The sequence below is a fragment of the Zobellia uliginosa genome, from assembly GCF_018860745.1.
GTDB classification, from domain to species: domain Bacteria; phylum Bacteroidota; class Bacteroidia; order Flavobacteriales; family Flavobacteriaceae; genus Zobellia; species Zobellia uliginosa_B.
The window spans coordinates 206,308-225,389 of the sequence record NZ_JAHKPY010000012.1 but is presented as its reverse complement, the minus strand read 5'-3'; the positions used below and the strand labels follow the sequence as shown (position 1 = coordinate 225,389).

Annotated in this window: 15 protein-coding genes; 9 read left to right on the top strand and 6 right to left on the bottom strand. The window is 37.5% G+C overall.

Going from position 1 to position 19,082, the window contains the following annotated elements; translation table 11 throughout:
• Positions 1–10: 10 nt before the first annotated feature.
• On the bottom strand, positions 11–1,438 hold the full coding sequence (locus KO521_RS12305) for an SDR family oxidoreductase (RefSeq protein WP_215940211.1): 1,428 nt from the start codon (positions 1,436–1,438) through the stop codon (positions 11–13).
• Between the two features lie 13 nt (positions 1,439–1,451).
• Positions 1,452–1,877, bottom strand: a complete 426-nt coding sequence (locus KO521_RS12300; RefSeq protein WP_215940210.1) for a hypothetical protein — start codon at positions 1,875–1,877, stop codon at positions 1,452–1,454.
• Between the two features lie 140 nt (positions 1,878–2,017).
• Here KO521_RS12300 and argS point away from each other — a divergent pair, with 140 nt between their 5' ends.
• On the top strand, positions 2,018–3,802 hold the full coding sequence (gene argS / locus KO521_RS12295) for an arginine--tRNA ligase (protein ID WP_215940209.1): 1,785 nt from the start codon (positions 2,018–2,020) through the stop codon (positions 3,800–3,802).
• Positions 3,803–3,971: 169 nt separating this feature from the next.
• Positions 3,972–4,658, top strand: a complete 687-nt coding sequence (locus KO521_RS12290) for a zinc-dependent peptidase (protein ID WP_215940208.1) — start codon at positions 3,972–3,974, stop codon at positions 4,656–4,658.
• Positions 4,659–4,684: 26 nt separating this feature from the next.
• Here KO521_RS12290 and KO521_RS12285 read toward each other — a convergent pair whose 3' ends face one another.
• The 4 genes from KO521_RS12285 to KO521_RS12270 all read right to left on the bottom strand — a co-directional run bounded on the left by KO521_RS12285 (position 4,685) and on the right by KO521_RS12270 (position 9,793).
• Complete coding sequence (locus KO521_RS12285; RefSeq protein WP_252730059.1) at positions 4,685–5,674, bottom strand: serine/threonine dehydratase; 990 nt, start codon at positions 5,672–5,674, stop codon at positions 4,685–4,687.
• Between the two features lie 86 nt (positions 5,675–5,760).
• Complete coding sequence (locus KO521_RS12280) at positions 5,761–8,280, bottom strand: TonB-dependent receptor (protein ID WP_215940207.1); 2,520 nt, start codon at positions 8,278–8,280, stop codon at positions 5,761–5,763.
• On the bottom strand, positions 8,261–9,172 hold the full coding sequence (locus tag KO521_RS12275; RefSeq protein WP_215940206.1) for a FecR family protein: 912 nt from the start codon (positions 9,170–9,172) through the stop codon (positions 8,261–8,263). The genes KO521_RS12280 and KO521_RS12275 overlap by 20 nt, the downstream gene beginning before the upstream one ends.
• A gap of 108 nt (positions 9,173–9,280) precedes the next feature.
• Positions 9,281–9,793, bottom strand: a complete 513-nt coding sequence (locus KO521_RS12270) for an RNA polymerase sigma factor (protein WP_215940205.1) — start codon at positions 9,791–9,793, stop codon at positions 9,281–9,283.
• Between the two features lie 108 nt (positions 9,794–9,901).
• On the opposite strand from KO521_RS12270, the gene KO521_RS12265 reads away from it, so the two are divergent.
• The 7 genes from KO521_RS12265 to KO521_RS12235 all read left to right on the top strand — a co-directional run bounded on the left by KO521_RS12265 (position 9,902) and on the right by KO521_RS12235 (position 19,051).
• On the top strand, positions 9,902–11,272 hold the full coding sequence (locus KO521_RS12265; protein ID WP_215940204.1) for a hypothetical protein: 1,371 nt from the start codon (positions 9,902–9,904) through the stop codon (positions 11,270–11,272).
• Positions 11,273–11,445: 173 nt separating this feature from the next.
• On the top strand, positions 11,446–12,783 hold the full coding sequence (gene ffh / locus KO521_RS12260) for a signal recognition particle protein (protein WP_215940203.1): 1,338 nt from the start codon (positions 11,446–11,448) through the stop codon (positions 12,781–12,783).
• Positions 12,784–12,837: 54 nt separating this feature from the next.
• Entirely contained in the window at positions 12,838–13,722 is an 885-nt protein-coding gene (folD, locus tag KO521_RS12255; protein ID WP_215940202.1) for a bifunctional methylenetetrahydrofolate dehydrogenase/methenyltetrahydrofolate cyclohydrolase FolD, read from the top strand.
• A gap of 289 nt (positions 13,723–14,011) precedes the next feature.
• Positions 14,012–15,106: a PAS domain-containing sensor histidine kinase gene (locus tag KO521_RS12250; protein WP_215940201.1), complete on the top strand. Its 1,095-nt coding sequence runs from the start codon at positions 14,012–14,014 to the stop codon at positions 15,104–15,106.
• 300 nt (positions 15,107–15,406) lie between these two features.
• Positions 15,407–16,714, top strand: a complete 1,308-nt coding sequence (locus KO521_RS12245; protein WP_215940200.1) for an MFS transporter — start codon at positions 15,407–15,409, stop codon at positions 16,712–16,714.
• Between the two features lie 207 nt (positions 16,715–16,921).
• The gene (locus KO521_RS12240; RefSeq protein WP_215940199.1) at positions 16,922–17,683 is read left to right on the top strand and encodes a 3-keto-disaccharide hydrolase; all 762 of its coding nucleotides are present in this window, start codon (positions 16,922–16,924) and stop codon (positions 17,681–17,683) included.
• 36 nt (positions 17,684–17,719) lie between these two features.
• The gene (locus tag KO521_RS12235; protein ID WP_215940198.1) at positions 17,720–19,051 is read left to right on the top strand and encodes a Gfo/Idh/MocA family protein; all 1,332 of its coding nucleotides are present in this window, start codon (positions 17,720–17,722) and stop codon (positions 19,049–19,051) included.
• The last annotated feature ends 31 nt before the right edge of the window (positions 19,052–19,082 follow it).

Here is a 19,082-nt window from a genome sequence, read left to right as displayed (position 1 = left end):
TGTTTTTTAATCATTTCGCTTTCGCAATATTACGAATCATGCCGCCAAAGATAAAGTAATGAAAAGGTACGATACTATACCAATACAACCGTCCTTTCAATCCGCGAGGGCGAAACGTGGCAGTTTGGTGAAGTACATTGTTCTCGTCAATTTTAAATTCTAGCCAAGCTTCTCCCGGTAGTTTCATCTCAGCAAAAAGCAGTAATCGTTTTGCTTTTTTATCCGCAAGAAGCACGCGCCAAAAATCTAGTGAATCCCCAGCATAAATTTTATCCGGATGCGTACGTCCGCGTCTAAGGCCTACACCACCAGAAAATTTGTCTATAATTCCGCGAATTTTCCAAAGCCAATTGCCGTAGTACCAACCCGTCTCTCCTCCAATTTTCCAAATATTCCTTAAAACCTGTTCAGGGTTGTCTACCTTTACTTTTTTCTCATCCTTTAAAACTCCGTATTTAGGAACTTGTATATACTTTTCCAAGTTCTTTTTAAACCGTCCACTTACCATACTGTCTTTCCAGCTGCTAACGACCAGGTTTTGTTCTATCTTTTTAAAAGCTAAATCTATTGCTTCTTTATAGGTGTGAGGTTCTATATTGAGTATTTTTTGTAACCTCTGGTCTTTGGCGATAACCTCTATTTTCATACTGTCTACCAAGTTCAATGCTAATTTATATGAGGTGGAGGTTACAAAATAAAGCCAGTAACTTGATAATTTGGGAGTCATTACAGGAACCGTTAAGATATAGTTTTTAAAACCACGGACTTCCGCATACTGTTCTAGCATTTGCTTATAGGTAAGAACATTGGGGCCTGCAATGTCAAAAGAATCGTTATATGTTTTTTCATTACCCAAAACACCCGTTAAAAAAGCCAAAATATCTCGTATGGCAATTGGTTGGGTTTTGGTCAATACCCATTTAGGCGTAATCATAAACGGTAGTTTTTCGCAGAGGTCGCGTATGATTTCAAATGATGAACTGCCAGAACCTACAATAATGCCTGCTCGTAGAACGGTAAGTTCAAAAGAACCCTCATAAAGTATTCGTTCTACATTCTTTCGCGACCACAAATGTTTAGATAGGTTTTCTTCGTTTACGATTCCACTCAAATAAATAACTTGTTTTACTTGGGTTTCGCTTACATAGGTGTTGAAATTTTTAGCTGTGGTAGCCTCTAGTTCATCAAAATCTTGGGTAGATGAACTCATGGAATGAATCAGGAAATAAGCGGCATCAATATCTTTTGGAATTTTAAAAGGCTCTACCTCCTTTAAAAAATCGATTTCCAGAACCTCAATCTGCTCACGCATTTCTTTTTCGATGGAAAACCGAGCTTCATCACGAACGGTACACACCACTTCATGGCCCATTTTTAATAGTTGGGGTAATAATCGCATGCCTATATAGCCATTGGCACCTGTTAAAAGTATTTTCATAGGCTTTTACATGTTATAAATCTTCAATTGAGGTGGGAGAATTATCGGCTTTGTAATTTTGAATCTTAATAAAAAATTTTTGAATAGCTTTTGTATCGGCCTTTACCTTAATAAAATAATGGTCTCTGTATATAGAATAAATACCAATATCACCTTTATATAGAGTCAGTTTGTAAAACGGAATTACTAAAGCAAAAGTTTCCAGCAAAGATCTAAATCGAACAATAATTCCTTTTGGGCGTAACTCTATATTACATTGATCGCGATTGTTATCTAGAATCAACAAATTTCTGATCTCTAGGCTAGTTTCGGTTATGAATAGTCTTGGAGAACCAATGCCGCCCATATCCCAACGTTCCTTGAGCTTAAAAGGCTTGCCTACGGCTTCATCTATTTTTCTAGTAACCTGTTTATCTGTATATGATACGTTTAAAAGCATGTTGAGTCTCTTTTAAAATCAAAATGGCCCACTATAGGGCAACATTTTCATAAAGTTAAAGAAAAGAGAAGCCATTACCGCCCGTCTTAGGGTAAAAGCGTAAAAAATGATTAGTTTTGCAGCCTGAAACGATAGATTATATGAGTATTCAAGCAATTTTAGAAACCAAGGTTAAAGAGGCGGTAGCAGCTATTTTTCAAATAGAACTTCCATCGGTGGAATTTCAACCTACCCGAAAAGACTTTGAAGGTGATGTAACTATTGTGGTATTTCCTATGCTTCGTTTTGTAAAGGGCAACCCTGTTCAAATAGGTGAGCAAATTGGTGCTTATCTAGAAAAAGAAGTAGTTGAGGTGTCTGGTTTTAATGTAATTAAAGGGTTTTTGAACCTAGTGGTGGGCGATGCTTTTTATCTTAATTTCTTTAATGGGATAAAAGATAATCATAACTATGGTTTTGTTCCTCAAAAGGAAACCGATGCTATAATGGTAGAATATTCTTCGCCAAATACGAATAAACCTTTGCATTTAGGACATATTAGAAATAACCTCTTAGGGTATTCCGTTGCCGAAATTTTAAAAGCCTCTGGAAAGAAAGTATATAAGACCCAAATTATAAACGACCGTGGTATTCATATATGTAAAAGTATGCTAGCATGGCAACGTTTTGGTAACGGAGAGACTCCAGAAAGTACAGGCTTAAAAGGTGACAAATTAGTTGGTAACTACTATGTTGCTTTTGATAAAGCTTATAAGACCGAAATAGCTGAAATGATTGCTGCGGGAACCGATAAAAAAGTAGCGGAAAAAGAGGCGCCTATTCTATTGGAAGCCCAAGAAATGCTTCAAAAATGGGAGGCTGGTGATGAGGAAGTCGTTTCACTTTGGAAAGAAATGAACGGCTGGGTCTACAAGGGCTTTGATGTTACCTATAAAAACCTAGGAGTAGATTTTAATACCTTGTACTATGAAAGTAATACCTATTTATTAGGTAAAGATGTAGTAGCCGGCGGACTGGAAAAAGGAATTTTCTTTAAAAAGGAAGATGGTAGCGTTTGGATAGACCTTACCGATGATGGGCTTGATGAAAAAATAGTACTCCGGTCAGATGGTACGGCGGTCTATATGACTCAAGATATTGGTACGGCCATACAAAGGGTAAAAGATTATCCAGATGTTGGTGGTATGGTATATACGGTTGGTAATGAGCAAGATTATCACTTTAAAGTGTTGTTCTTAATATTGAAAAAATTAGGATTTTCTTGGTCTGAAAACCTACATCATTTGAGCTACGGTATGGTAGATTTACCAAGCGGTAAGATGAAGAGTAGGGAAGGTACCGTTGTTGACGCTGATGATTTAATGAACGATATGACGAGCACTGCTGCTCAAATATCCGAAGAACTGGGCAAATTGGAAGGGTACTCTGCTGATGATAAAAATTCCCTTTATAAGTTGATTGGCCTTGGTGCTTTAAAATATTACATCTTAAAGGTAGATCCTAAAAAGAGGATTCTTTTTGATCCTGAGGAATCCGTAGACTTTCAGGGGAATACAGGTCCGTTTATTCAATACACCTATGCACGTATCCAGTCTATTTTAAGAAAGGCGGATTTTGATACAAACGCCGATGTTACAATTGAAGCTGTTGATGGTTTACATGCCAAAGAAAAAGAGCTCATCAAACAGCTACAATTATATCCTGAAGTAATTCAGTTGGCTGCGGAAAACTATAGTCCGGCTTTGATTGCCAATTATACATATGATTTGGTAAAGGAGTTTAACTCATTTTACCAGCAAGTATCTATTTTGGGTGAAACCGATGAGCAAAAAAGACTACTGCGTGTCCAACTTTCGCAGAAAGTGAGTGAGGTAGTAGCATCTGCATTTAAACTTTTGGGAATAGACGTTCCTGAGCGTATGTGAGGAGGTAATCTTCGTACAATTTAAATCCATTTATTGAGTTGTAAACAGTATGTTTACAGAGTATAACATCAAAATTTTGGCGCTGGTATTTCTTGGTGTACAAGTATGTTATCTTTTGTATTATACGCTGAGTCTGTACTCTTTAAATCCCTTTGTAAGATTAAGGGAGTTGTCCAAGCAAGATGAAAAATTACTTGTAGATAATTTTCCTGTTTATGCCCAACTAACCCCACTGTTAAAAGCAAAATGTGATAAGCGCATAGTTTGGTTTAGAAGCAGAAAGAAATTTCTATTCTATGGTAAGGTAGAAAAGAAAGAAGAGCTAAGATTACTTTTAAGCGCTTCCTGTATACTAATGACTTTGGGCCTCAGAAAATATAAAATGACACGTTCGTTATTGCGAATCGTTGTCTATCCATCTAAATATTATTCACGTCTTAACCGGAGGCATCACTTAGGAGAGTACAATCCGCATTTTAAAATGGTTATTTTTTCTGCGGATACCATTTGGGAAGGATTCAGAATTTCCGATGATAATGTAAATCTGGCACTACACGAATTTGCACATGCCCTTAGTTTTGAAATGATTCGCAAAAGTTCATGGGAAGCACGTAAGTTTAAAGTGGGACTCAAAAAAATAAAAGAGCTTTTTCTTAGAGAGGGATACGCTCAAAAGCTGGCTGATTCTAAATATTTTAGGGAATATGGAATGACCAACCTACAAGAGTTTTTTTCGGTAGCCGTAGAAAATTATGCGGAAACACCTCATATCTTCAAATCAGATTTCCCCGAGCTATACGAAATAATTCAAAAAATGTTAGGTTTCGATTTTCAAGTGTTACCCAAAGATCATTAGGAAAATCTAGCAATAGTAACTTAAGTCTAGAGTTTTAAGCTAGGTCTTGAATCTAGATAATTTGTGTTCCATATTTTTAATTGATTCGTATGGTCGATATTTCCTCCTGATAACATCACTATAACCCGCTTTTTGGTGGTACTATTTTTTAGCAATTGTACCACACCTTCCATGGCCATTGCGCTGGTAGGCTCAACATGTAATTTTAGTAGGTGCGTAAGCCATTGTGTCCAATATATTAATTTTGATTCCTCAATCTCGTACATGGCATCTAGTCTTTTTAAATATTCAAAAGTTATATCGCCAACAGCCATGGTCATGGCTCCATCGGCTAGGGTATCTGGTGTAGCGGTCAATCTTTGGATTTTTTTCTTCCGTAATGATTCTGCGGCATCGTTGGCATTTAAAGGTTCAACGCCAAATACTTTGGTTTTAGGTGATAGGGCATTGGTAGCAATGACTGTGCCTGATAGAAGTCCGCCACCACCACACGGCGCAAAAACGGCGTCTACATGGGTAACTTGCTCCAAGGCCTCGCAGATTGCAGTTCCTTGCCCGGCTATAACTTGATGATGATTAAAAGGAGGAATCCAATACGTGCCATCTTTTTTAGAAGCTGCAACAACACGTTCGTCCGCAATGTTGCGGTCTTCACAAAGTTCAACATGTGCCCCATATGATCGGGTGGCCTGGATTTTTATTTTAGATGAATACCCGGGCATATAGATAGTTGCCGGAATATTGAATTGTTTAGCTGCCCACGCAACGGCTTGTGAATGGTTTCCGGAACTATTAGCAATTATGTGTTTCGGTTTTTGATTTTTTTCAATAAGCCAAGCTATGGTATTACAAGCCCCTCTTGCTTTAAAAGCTCCTATTTTTTGGAGACATTCTGCCTTAAAATAAATGTCATGGCCTAACCAGTTATTTAAAAGTGATGACGTAAGAACAGGAGTTTCTAGTACATAGCCATCAATACGTTTTTGAGCTTTTTGAATATCTTCTATTGTGAGCATAGTTAGGAGGGATTAGAAGTTTGAAAAAGAATAATCAATTCGATAAAATTAATTATATTTTTTGGGGATGCCTTCTGATATCCGCTTTAAAATCTAACCCTAAAATTCACATTGGGAGTGAGTCCTAAAGAAAAAGTTTCTACTTTTTCTATATCATTTTCGTTATTAAATCGATAATAACTGTTAAGTATATTTTTTCTTCCTGTAAAGTTTAAAACTGAAACACCTGCAGAGGCCTTTAGCTTTTCTGTTATATTAAAATTATAAATAGCGGAAACATCAGCACGTAAATATTCGGGAAGCCTACTACTATTAGGTTCTTGGTAATTAATTCTGTTGGGGAAGAAAGTAGAATTGATGGGTTCTTCCGTATCGGGTTCTGTATAGGGTTTGCCAGTACGATAATTAAACCCAATACCAAATTTAAAGTTTTCAAAGGTGTAGGTGCCTGCAAATGATGCCGTATGCCTAATGTCTAGATTATTTGGGAAATCTGGAGGAACTACCTCTGAGAAATTGTAATTGTTGAAATTATAGGTATAACTGGCCCAAACACTATAGTCATCTGTTTTTTTATTGATAAGGAACTCAATACCTTTTACATCATATTTTCCTATTTCTCCATCAAACTGGTTTTGGTTCTGAAAGCCTTGAGTAGAAGTACTGATACCATCTACTTCTTTATAAAAAGCCTCTATGCCAACGTAGAAATTTTGATGGTCATAGTTGATGCCTACAGATCCTTGTTTACTTTTGGTAATTGGTAATTTGTCTCCGTCAGAAACAATCCATCTTCTCTTTTCTATACCTAAAAAATTTTGCTCTAGATCAATAATCTGATTGGTGGCCTGACTTTTGAATTCTCCTAATGCCTGAACATTTAAATTTCTGGTAAAGGCATAATTAAAACTTAATCTTGGTTCCAGGATATACTCTTTAAAGGTGTCTGGATTTTCAAGGTAATTCATGCGTAAACCACCTCTGGCAAATACTTTGTTGTCTGTTGAGGTATAGGTGAGCTCAGAAAAAAGAGCATGACTTTTAATAACATTTCTTGCATTACTGTCAAAAGGAGGCTGAGTTACCGATGTTTCATTAGCTATACCCGTATCCGTAAACTGATAACCGTTTAACCAGTTAAAATTATCATTGGGTATATAATTGGTGTTAAGTTTCAAAGCTGTTTCTTGGACCTCGTTGTTCTGGAATAAAATCTGCTCTGCATTACTGGAAATATTACGGGCGTCAAGTTTATAGCGGGTGTGGTACACGTTCAAAAAAGTGTTGAATTTTTCAGTCCAATCACTCTTTAAACTTGCGCCAAAGGAAAGGTTCTTTTGGTTTAAAGCACTTTTAATTTCATTATCATCATCCATATTGCGCTCGGAATAATCCAATAGATTATTGATGTTGATAAAGCTAAAACGAAGCTTCTGTTTTTCGTTTATGTCGTATAGTAGCTTCCCTGTAAAATCATAGAAATAGAAATTACCTTCTTGCGCAACTTGGCTATCGTCAAAAACACGGGTAAAAAATTTATCGTAGGTTGGTGTATCTATTAAGTCCGTAAGAGAGCGCCTGGCGGAAAACTGTACCGCTAGTTTTTCATTTACCGGAAGGTGTCCGTAGATATCACCACCAATTAGGTTGAAGCCTCCACCTCCAAAAAAAGTATCTCCAATGGCATCTTTGGTGCGCATATCTATAATGCCACTTACCCCGTCTCCATATTCGCTTGCAGTTCCATTTTTTATGAGCGTTACTTTATCGGTTAAATAAGGGTTGAAGGCAGAAATCAATCCAAAAAAGTGACCGGATTGATACATTTTAATACCGTCCCACAAGACTAGGTTCTGATCATTGCTGCCACCACGGATATTGATATTGGATACCGTTTCGTCCGTACTTTCTATTCCGGGCAATGCCTGAACGGTCTGGAGAACATCCGGTTCTATTAATCCCGGTAGAATACCAAATTCTTCACTGTTCATTTGAAGACTGCCGTCTAGTTGTTTTACAAGGCCTTTGGTAAGGAATTCATAAACTACCACCTCTTCTAGTTGCTGATAAAATTGAGCCAAAAGGAGTGTGCTGCATGGCTCTCGTTTTATTAAGTCATCAGCGTTTACAAATAAGGTTTTGTAACCAAGGTGTTTAATTTGAAGTGATGCGTTCCTGGGAATATTGTACAATGTAAACGTACCGCTGTCATCAAGTATTGTAGATATATTGGTTCCTAATACCTTTACCGTAGCACCGTAAAGTGTGTTCATCTTAAAGTTATCCAGAACTGTAGCGCAGATAGATACGAAGTTGCTTTTGGTAAGCGTGTAATAACGTTCGTTAAGTTTTTCTATCTCAACTTGTGTTTGATTTTCAATATCATCAAGTATATCCGCTAATAAATTCTCTTTGGGAATATGGATTTCAAGGTCGTAAATTTCACTATCGGCATAGGAGAATTTAATATTGAATTCCTGCTCTAACTGTTGTATAAAAGTGGACAGACCAATCTTTTCACCACTTTGAGCTATGGTGACGTGTGAGATTAGGAAACACGTAATACCTACAATAAAAAGAAGAAGTTTACGGATTCTTATCGACATAGAAGAGCACTTTGCTGCCCTCAAATTTAAACTTTATTTGTGAGGGTGCACTTATGCTCTTTAAAGCAATTTCCCTATCCGTATTACTAAAAGTTCCGGTAAACAATTGCTCCAAGTCAACGCCTTGTGTTTCCACGGTAATGTTATGCTGTCTTTGAAATTCGTCAAGAACATATTTTAAAGGCACACTCTTGAAGGTGCTTTCATTGTTCAACCATGAGGGTTGCAATAATTTTGATTTTGGAGACTCTATAATAGTACCGTCTATAACCATAAAAGAAGTGCCTGCAGGTAGTTTGGTCTCTTTTCCTTCAAATGAAACAATTACCAAACCTTCAAAACAGGTAACTTCAAAAAATCCTTCTCTATTTTCTACATTAAACTGAGTTCCTAAAACGGCAACTGTACCAGCCTCTGTCGCAACCGTAAAACGTTTGCCTTTGGCTACCTTAAAAAATGCCTCGCCCTTAAGTTCAACATTACGCTCTTTGTTCCATTTTCTCTCGCTGAATGAAAGTTCAGAATCAGCATTCAACTGTACTTTTGACTTGTCCGGAAGAATAACTTCTTTAGTTTCGGCATATTGAGTAACAATATTTTCATTTAAAGTATTCAGATAAAAATAAGAACCGAATATAATAACCGCAGCTACCGCTGCAATACGCAAGAATTTCTTGAAAGGGTGCAATTGTACAACCTTCGTATCCTGTAAGGTACGCTGGTTCTTTATGGCCATCAGGGCTTCGTCCGCATTAAAGTCAGGTGCTTTTAACTGACCGGAAGCGGCTGCAATGCGTTCATAGGAAGCATACTCATCAGATTTTTTAAACGCTGCGAGCTCTGCCTCCGTGAGGTCATTGTTCAACCATTTGGCTAAGTGATTTTCTTGCATCAATTCTAGCTTTATACCTTAGTAACAATTCGTTACGTAAATACCCTACTTTTTATTTTAAGTTATGATAGCTGTCCTGCAAAAACTATTTCATAACTACTAAGAAATTTATATCCCTTCAATCTTTTCCCTAAGCGACTTTAATGCTAAATGCATCCTTTTTTCAATGGCCTTTACACTTACACCTTCCATTTCCGCTATTTCGGCATATTTCTTTCCATCTATACGGTTTAGTAGAAAAGTAGTACGTTGGTTTTCTGGTAAACTGTCCAGAGCACGGTTCAATTTTTGCTTGAACTCCTCTTCTTCCAGTAGAAACTCTGGTGACTCATGGGTGACCTTAAGCGTTTTGTCCGCATACTTCAAACGTACCTTTTCCGCTTTTATCACATTTAGGTATAGGTTATTGGCTACGGTGTAAACAAATGACTTGGCTTTCTCTGGAGAAACCTTGGCACAATTCTCCCAAAGTTTTACAAAAGCCTCTTGAACAGCGTCATGTGCTTTCTCCTCATTGCCAAATTTATAATAAATATAGTTGAAAACCGTTTTGGAATTAGCTTTGAAAATTGTATCAAAGACTTGCTCTTCGCAAACATTGCCTGTATTTTTGGTTTCCAATTAGGGTGATTTTTTCCAAAGGTATTTGAAAAAATCCGAACTGTGCAAGTAGGGTATTTTAATTATGGGTTGTTTCAGAATTAAAGTTCCCCTAAATTCCCGATCAATATGAAGAAGTGTTTTAAATTTTCATTAGTGGCTTTCCTACTGGCCCTGATAATGGCTTTAACGTCTTGTCAAGATGAAGAACCCTTTGTGGAAACAATAGATGAGGAGCAAACACTATCTTTTGATTCTACGGCACTACAATTGCTGAAAGAAACTGTTTCCAATGATGGTTCTTATGATAATATAGTTGACGGAGCTAGCTGTTTTGATATTCAGTTTCCGTACTCGGTGGTCGTAAATGATGTGAATCTTACCGTAGAAACTATGGCAGGTCTTCAGGTTTTAGAAGAGGTTCTGGATTCTCTTGAAGGTTCTACTAGCGTAATGAACATTGTGTTTCCTATTACGATTACCATGGCAGATTACACGGAGGTAGCTGTGAACAGTAAAGACGATTTACAGAAAATAGCTTCGCAGTGTGTTGAAGGCGGTTTGGATGTAGATATAGAATGTATTGATTTAGTGTATCCAGTAACAATTTTTACGTATAATCCTAATTTTCAACAAACGGCATCTGTAACTGTAGCGCACGATGAAGAAACAAGAAGGTTCTTTGCCGGTCTGGAAGATGCTGATCTTATTAGTTTTGATTTCCCCCTTACTTTAAAATATACAGATAGTACAGAGGTGGTTGCAAATACCAATCCTGAACTTGCAACCGTGCTTAAACAGGCAAAGGAGGCATGTGATGAGGATGATGATAATGACTATAATGATGACGACTTTACAAAGGAACAATTAGATAGTGTTTTGGTAGAATGTCCTTGGAATTTTGTTCAAGTACAGAGAAATAGCGAAGATGAATCTGAACAGTATGATACTTACGCTTTTGCTTTTGAAGATGATGGAAAAGTCATTTCCTATGGTAAAAACGGTTATAATATAGAAGGGGAGTGGAGTACCTCGGTTGTAGATTATAGAGTTGTTGTAAAGCTGGATTTTGAAGAAAATACAGTCTTTAATAACACATGGAAGGTCTATGAAATAAAAGAAGGTAAGATAAAAATGTTCGTTGAGGACGATTTTATAGTGTTGGGAAAGAATTGTGATTTCCAACCGGATGTATGCACTGCAGAAATTATTCAAAGTAGATTAAGCGTTTGTACTTGGAAAATGGCAGATGAAAAGGGAGAGTTCTTTGAAGATTTGACCATTGATTTTGCTGAGCAACGAATGCTTGTTTATGATACCAATGGAAAAGTAGTGGATGAAGGTTCATGGATGGTTGAAGAAAATGTATTGACATTTAGCGGATTTGCTCAGGTGTTGGATAATTATGCCGGCGATTGGCAAGTGCTTGAATGTGGCGAGGAGTACATGATAATAAAGAGAAAAGATGAAATTGTTGTTCTAACGAAGGTTTGCAACTAGCTTTTGATAATTAGAGTTTAGAGTAACCTGATACCTATTTTGCCCCACAATTCATTTGAGAGCACCCACCGAGAGATGGGTGCTTTTTTTGTGATATCATATTTTTTTCTTTACGCCCCTTTCTTTAACGTAGTTATTATTAAATTTGCTTTTCTTCAAAAGCAAGTAAGACGATGTTTGACAATTTAAGTGAAAAGCTAGATAAAGCCCTACACACCCTTAGGGGCCAAGGGCAGATAACGGAAATTAATGTTGCAGAGACTACCAAAGAAGTCCGTAGGGCTTTGTTGGATGCAGATGTTAACTTCAAAATAGCAAAAGAATTTACCAACAGGGTTAAGGAAAAAGCTTTGGGTCAAGATGTATTGACCACATTGCAACCGGGCCAGTTGATGGTGAAGATTGTTAAGGATGAGCTTACGGAGCTTATGGGAGGGGAAACCGAAGGGATTAATCTTTCCGGTACGCCTTCCATAATTTTAATGTCAGGTCTTCAAGGTTCGGGTAAAACTACGTTTTCCGGTAAACTCGCTAACTTCCTTAAGACCAAAAAAACAAAAAAACCTTTATTGGTAGCTTGTGATGTATACCGTCCGGCGGCTATTGATCAGTTACATGTTGTAGGGGATCAGATTGGTGTTGAGGTGTACTCTGATCGCGATGAGAAGAATCCTGTAAAGATAGCTCAGGCTGGTATTGCCAAAGCAAAATCAGAAGGATATAACGTGGTAATTATAGATACGGCGGGTCGTTTGGCGGTAGACGAACAGATGATGAATGAAATCTCTGAAATTCATAAAGCTATCCAACCTCAGGAAACACTTTTTGTAGTGGATTCAATGACAGGTCAGGATGCCGTTAATACCGCAAAAGCCTTTAATGATATTTTAAATTTTGACGGGGTTGTACTTACCAAATTAGATGGTGATACCCGTGGTGGAGCTGCCATTTCAATTAAATCCGTAGTAGATAAGCCTATTAAATTCATAGGTACAGGTGAGAAGATGGAAGCTATAGATGTTTTCCACCCTTCACGTATGGCCGAACGTATTTTGGGTATGGGCGATGTTATTTCTTTGGTAGAACGGGCTCAAGAGCAGTTTGATGAAGAAGAAGCTCGCAAGATTCAAAAGAAAATTGCCAAGAACAAATTCGGTTTTGACGATTTCCTTTCCCAGATTCAGCAAATCAAAAAGATGGGTAACATCAAAGATTTAATGGGGATGATACCAGGTGCCGGAAAAGCGCTTAAAGGTTTGGATATTGATGATGATGCCTTTAAGCATATCGAAGCTATTATTCACAGCATGACACCGGATGAACGTTCTAATCCTTCTAAATTGAACGTGAGCCGTAAAAAGCGAATAGCTAAAGGAAGCGGTAGAGAAGTACAAGAAGTAAATCAGCTTTTAAAGCAGTTTGATCAAATGAGCAAGATGATGAAGATGATGCAAGGCGGCGGCGGTAAGAAGATGATGCAGATGATGGGGAATATGAAAGGTATGAAATAAGGCCAGAATCCAAGGAAAGAATTACAAGACCAGATTAGACAGTAACCCAACATTATGACACTACTAGACGGAAAAAAAGTTTCCAACGAAATAAAGGATGAAATCACCATTGAGGTGGCAAACATGAAAGAACGAGGTGAGAAAGTACCTCACTTGGCAGCTGTTCTTGTTGGTAATGATGGGGCTAGTTTAACATATGTAGGTAGTAAAGTACGCTCGTGCAAGAAAATAGGTTTTGAATCCACCTTAATTCACTTGCCTAGCGAAACTACAGAAGAGGATTTGTTGGCTAAAGTCCAGGAACTGAATGCCGATGCTGATATAGACGGTTATATTGTTCAACTTCCTTTGCCAAAACATATTGATGAGGAAAAAGTTTTAATGGCTGTTGATCCGGACAAAGATGTAGATGGTTTCCATCCTGCTAACTTTGGTAAAATGGCTTTGGATATGGAGACCTTTATCTCCGCCACGCCTTTTGGTATTATGGAGCTTTTAAAGCGATACAAGGTAGATACCCAGGGAAAGCATGCTGTAGTAATAGGCCGTAGTCATATTGTAGGTAGACCAATAAGTATTTTGTTGAGTCAGAAAGGTGAAGCTGCAAATTGTACGGTTACTTTGGCGCACAGTAGAACAAAAGATATTAAAGAACTTACGCTTCAGGCAGATATTATTGTTTCTGCATTGGGAGTGCCTCATTTCTTAAAAGAGGATATGGTTAAGGACGGTGCTGTTATTATTGACGTAGGAATTACCAGAGTGGCAGATGACTCCAAAGAAAAAGGATATTATATTACCGGCGATGTTGATTTTGAGCCTGTAAGTAAAAAAGCCTCCTTTATTACACCGGTTCCGGGTGGTGTTGGTCCGATGACCATTGCTATGCTGCTCAAAAATACTTTGTTAGCTCGCGAGAGACACAGAAGTGTAAAGTAGTTGTCTCTGTTTAAAAGGGCTATATTTTATGATAGTTTTGATTCTATAAATCAACAAAAGCATAATTATATATTTGTCCGGACAAATGTCTAATTCTGTTATTTCTATGCATTTTCAATTTTAAAGTTGTTGGCTATATTTTTATAGCAAAGTCGTTTATGTTTAAAGGGAAAAACATGAACGAACGTTATTTTGATAATTAAATTGTCTTTTGGATAAAAATAATGGAACATTAGGCAACAATTATCTTATGGCGAGCGTTTTAGGTTTACTAGACTATACCAAACTCATGAAACAGCTAACGAAATCTCTAGATTTTGAACTAGAACCATTTTTCAATTTGTCAATAGATAATTTGTGTATTGCAGATTTTGATGGGTACTTCAAAAAAGTTAATCACGCATTTGCAAAGCTCTTGGGATATACGGAAGAAGAGCTGTATTCAAAGCCTATTTTTGATTTTATTTATAAAGAAGATATAGATGAAACCGTAAAATACGGTGAGAATTTAGTCCATGGTATGCCCTTGCTCAATTTTGAGAACCGATATATTTGTAAAAGTGGAAAATTGGTGTGGATGCATTGGACGGCTACTAGGTCAGAAGATAAGAAATTTGTCTATGCTATAGGGAAGGAGATAACTTACAAGAAGGATATAGAAAACGAGAGAATTTCGCATTTAACAGATTTGACCAGAATGAATGATAGGTTAATGCAACTTAATCATAAAACATCTCACGATTTAAAATTGCCTGTAAATAATTTGGTTTTTCTTGTTGATATGCTAGATACTAGTAAAATCAAGGATGAATCGTCCTTAAAGGTACTGGAACATATAAAACGTTCGGCAGATGGTTTAAAGACTTCATTAAATGTCTATGTTGATGCGGTTGCTGAAGATGGGGTTTTAGAAAAAGAATTAGAACTTGTGTGTTTTGATGAAGTTTTTCAACACGTTAAAGAATCACTTGAGACTTTGGCTAGTCATGCTAAAGTTCAATTTTCGGTAGACTTTACTGAAGCACAGTGGGTACTTTTTGAAAGGAGTTTTATGAAAAATATTTTTTTAAATCTCATATCCAACTCTATTCAATATGCCAAACCAGGTGTTATTCCCGTAATTTCAATTAAAACTCAATTAAAGGATGGGCATAAGATACTCAGCTATAAAGACAATGGGTTAGGTTTTGATATGGATAAAGATGGTGCTCGAATTTTTGATTTGAACAATACCCTTCCCAATTCCAGAGGTAATAAAAGTCTGGGGCTTTACTTTGTAAAAAAATATATAACTAGTTTAGGAGGAACTATTACAGTAGATAGTAAAGAGGGCCAGGGCAGTTCCTTCACGATTATGTTCGCAGATCAGATTCAAGAATCCTAGTAGTTTCTTAAATTACTAGTTTAGAAATTTTTTGTGATTATGATTACCGGTAATAACGGTGTCTCCCGGTTTTATAACTTCAATATCATTGCTATCGTCAATACTACAGCTACTCAAAATTATGATCACTGTTAGAACAAACAGTACGGCCGCAAATTTTCTCATGGCTAAAATTGCTAATGGGTTAAGTCTATTTATAACGTTTAAAACTCACCTTCCGTATAGATTTTGCATAATCTTTACTTATAAAAATATAGAGGCTCTAATGAAACCACTACTTTTGCCGCTTTCTCTCTACAGATGTCCAGCAAAAATCAATTTTCTTTCGTAGATCCGGCCAAAAGCCCAGTTTTTTACGGGTATGTAATTCTCGTAATTGGTACTATTGGTATCTATTGCAGTATTCCTGGGCAAACCATTGGGGTATCCGTTTTTACGGACCCGGTTAAAGATGCATTAGGATTAAGCCGAAACCAGTTTAGCAATGCATATATGATAGGAACTATATGTAGCTCATTGGTAATAGGTCGTGCCGGTGTTTGGTTTGATAAATACGGGGCACGTTATGTGGCTTTTTTTGCTGCCATTACTTTGGCCGTGGCCCTCATGTTATGTTCTTGGTCCGTGCAAATGAGCGAGTTTGTAAAAACAATGTTGAATGTTGATACGTGGGTTGTTCCATTTGTGATAATGGCGAGTCTATTTTTTGTGCTCAGATTTTCTGGACAAGGTGTGTTGACCATGGCATCTAGAAATGTAATTATGATCTGGTTCGATAAAAATAGAGGAAAAGTAAATGCTATGAGTAGCGTTGCCATCTCCTTTGGTTTTTCGTCTTCACCACTTTGGGTAAACGCTCTAATAGAGGGGTACAGTTGGCAGATTACCTGGCAAATATTAGCTGCTGCATTACTGTTTTTTTCTTTTCTCATCTTACAGTTCTATAAGAATAAACCTGAGGAACATGGTCTATTGCCAGATGGAGAAGTTCTGGGTGAAGATGATGGTGAATTGGTAAAAACACCTGCTGCCAAGCAGTATACATCCCAAGAAGCCTTACAGACCAGAGCTTTTTGGATGTATGGATTAATACTGTCCTTTAACAGCTTTTTTATTACGGGACTTACGTTTCATGTAGTTTCGGTTTTTGCAAGTGAAGGTTTTTCAAAATCAGATGCTATTTCCATCTTTTTGCCAGCTTCTGTAGTTGCTGTAACTATTTCGTTGATTTTTAATTTTTTAAGTGATTATTTACATTTAAAACTGTATTTGTATTTAATGATATTAGGTGGTATTATGGCCTCTGTAGGCTTTTTATTCCTTTCCTCCTCGTTTGGTGTTCCTTTGCTGATTGGCGGCTTTGGTGTTCTAGGAGGCTTCTTTGCGGTACTTAATGCCATTGTTTGGCCACGTTTTTATGGACGTACACATTTAGGTGCTATTACGGGAAAGGTTATGTCGTTCTTAATTCTGGCCAGTGCACTTGCTCCGCCTGTTTTTAGTTTTTGTTTCAGTACTTTTGGTTCATACAGATTACTTGGGTATCTAGGCCTTATATTTCTTCTCTTCCTGTCTATTGCTTCTATACGAGCCAATAACCCTCAATAATTCGCTTGGTCGGTTCACTTAAATTAGCTAACTTCTCGTTTCGTTCGTAACGGCCTAATATTATTTCTACGTTGGAATTGACACCGGAAATTTTCTTGTGACAGAGTGCCCTAGAAAGGTATGCTTTATTGCTTGACTAAATGTTACTGGATTTAGATACGGTTACTATATGAAGTATTGAAACTAAGATGTAAACAAGCCTATTTAATGAAAAAACTTACCTTAATGCTATCCCTATGGATAGCTTTAATTTCCTGTAAACACGAAACCAAACAAAATGGCGAAAATCAGGTAACAGCTGAATCTTCCGAAACTATTGAACCAATTAATGAATGGTTTTACCTTTTTGATGGAACAACTACAGAAGGTTGGCGAGCCTATAATGGAGATGACTTACCTCCCCAATGGATAATCAAAGATGGTGTTCTAACTTTTGACACTGAGAAAAGAACGGAAGAGAGCCGAAAAGGCGGAAAGGATATCATCTACGCGGCACAGGAGTTTGACAATTTTGAATTGGCATGGGAATGGAAAATACCCGAAGGAGGTAATAGTGGATTACTATATCACATTCAAGAAGGCGATTGGGGAATTCCTGAAGTATCACCGGAATATCAAATGTTAGATGACCTTAAATGGGAGGAAATTAATAATGCCAAGTTAGAGGAATGGCAAAAAACAGGTGCAGATTACGCCATGCACTTACCAGACGTGAGTCAAAAAATAGTAAAGCCGGCAGGGGAGTGGAATACTTCTCGTATCATTTTTACCCCAGTAAAAGTAGAACATTGGCTCAACGGTAAAAAACTATTGTCTTTTGTGCCATGGTCAGAAGACTGGGAGGAGCGAAAAGGAAAGGGCAAGTGGAAAGACTCACCTAAATATGGCTCTTTTAAAAAAGGATATATCGGTTTTCAGGACCATGATAGTCCGCTTTGGTTAAAGAATGTAAAAATCAAAGAATTATAGAATAGAGAACAACCTCAATAATCAAACGAATTGAAAATGAATAAAAGGGAATTTTTAAAGAACGCAGTTACATTGTCATCAATAACATTATTGCCTTCCGCTGCCATGGCTTTTTCTACATCCAAAAAGAAACGTCTTCGTACGGCGCATATTGGTGTTGGTAATATGGGCGGTGAAGATTTAAGTGCTATTTCTTCGCATGCAATGGTAGATGTGGTCGCACTTTGTGATGTTGACGCTAACATGTTGGCAGCGGCAAAGGCACTTCATCCAGATGCTAAAACATATTCGGATTACAGGGTGATGTTACAAGAGATGGGTAAAAAGATAGATGCCGTGGTTGTTTCTACACCAGACCATACACATGCACCTGCCTCTATGATGGCTATGGAAATGGATAAGCCAGTATATTGCCAAAAGCCATTAACACATCACGTTACGGAAGCGAGGGCAATGAAAAAAATAGCGAAAGAGAAAAACCTGGTAACTCAAATGGGTATTCAAGTGCATTCCTTTTATGATTATAAACTGGCTACATTAATGATTCAGTCGGGAATCATTGGAAAGGTACATACCGTTAGGGCGTGGTCTCCAAAAAATTGGGGTTATGATGGGCCGCTTCCAGAAGGTCAGGATCCGGTTCCAGAAAGTTTGGATTGGAACCTTTGGCTTGGAACTTCATCTGAAAGACCCTATAAAGAAGGTGTTTATCATCCAGGACAATGGCGTAAATTGGTAGATTATGGTTGTGGAACTTTAGGAGATATGGGGGTTCATATTTTTGACACACCTTACAATGCCTTAGCATTAGATGTACCTAGAACAATTACCACAAACTGTAGAAAACCAAATGGTTTTGGTTATCCGGAACAGAATATGGTCACCTATGAGTTTCCTGGAACAGAATACACTGCGGATACCTTAAAATGGGTTTGGTACGATGGGAAAGATGCGGATAAACAACGCGAAGACCTAATGTTGCCCGGCGGTGAAGAGTTGCATGACCAGGGGGCCATGTTCATTGGTGAAAAAGGTAGATTGTACCTACCACATTTTCAAATGCTTCCCAAGGTAATCGTAGACGGAGAATATAAAGAGGTAGATGTTGAAAAGTTTAATTTGGGGGAGCCCGTACGCGATTATGATAGTGAAGGAAAGAAACACTATCATCAATTTGTAGATGCGTGTTTAGGCACTGCAGAAACCAGTGCTCCATTTTCATATGCATCACGACTAACAGAAACCATATTGTTGGGTGTTATTGCTGGTCGGTTTCCAAATAAAACACTCCATTGGAATGCGGAATCGGCAAGATTTGCAGAAGAAGAAGCAAACCAATTTTTAGACGCTCCTTATCGTGAATTTTAGGGAAGCATATCAATTTTAAAATAAAAAAGAA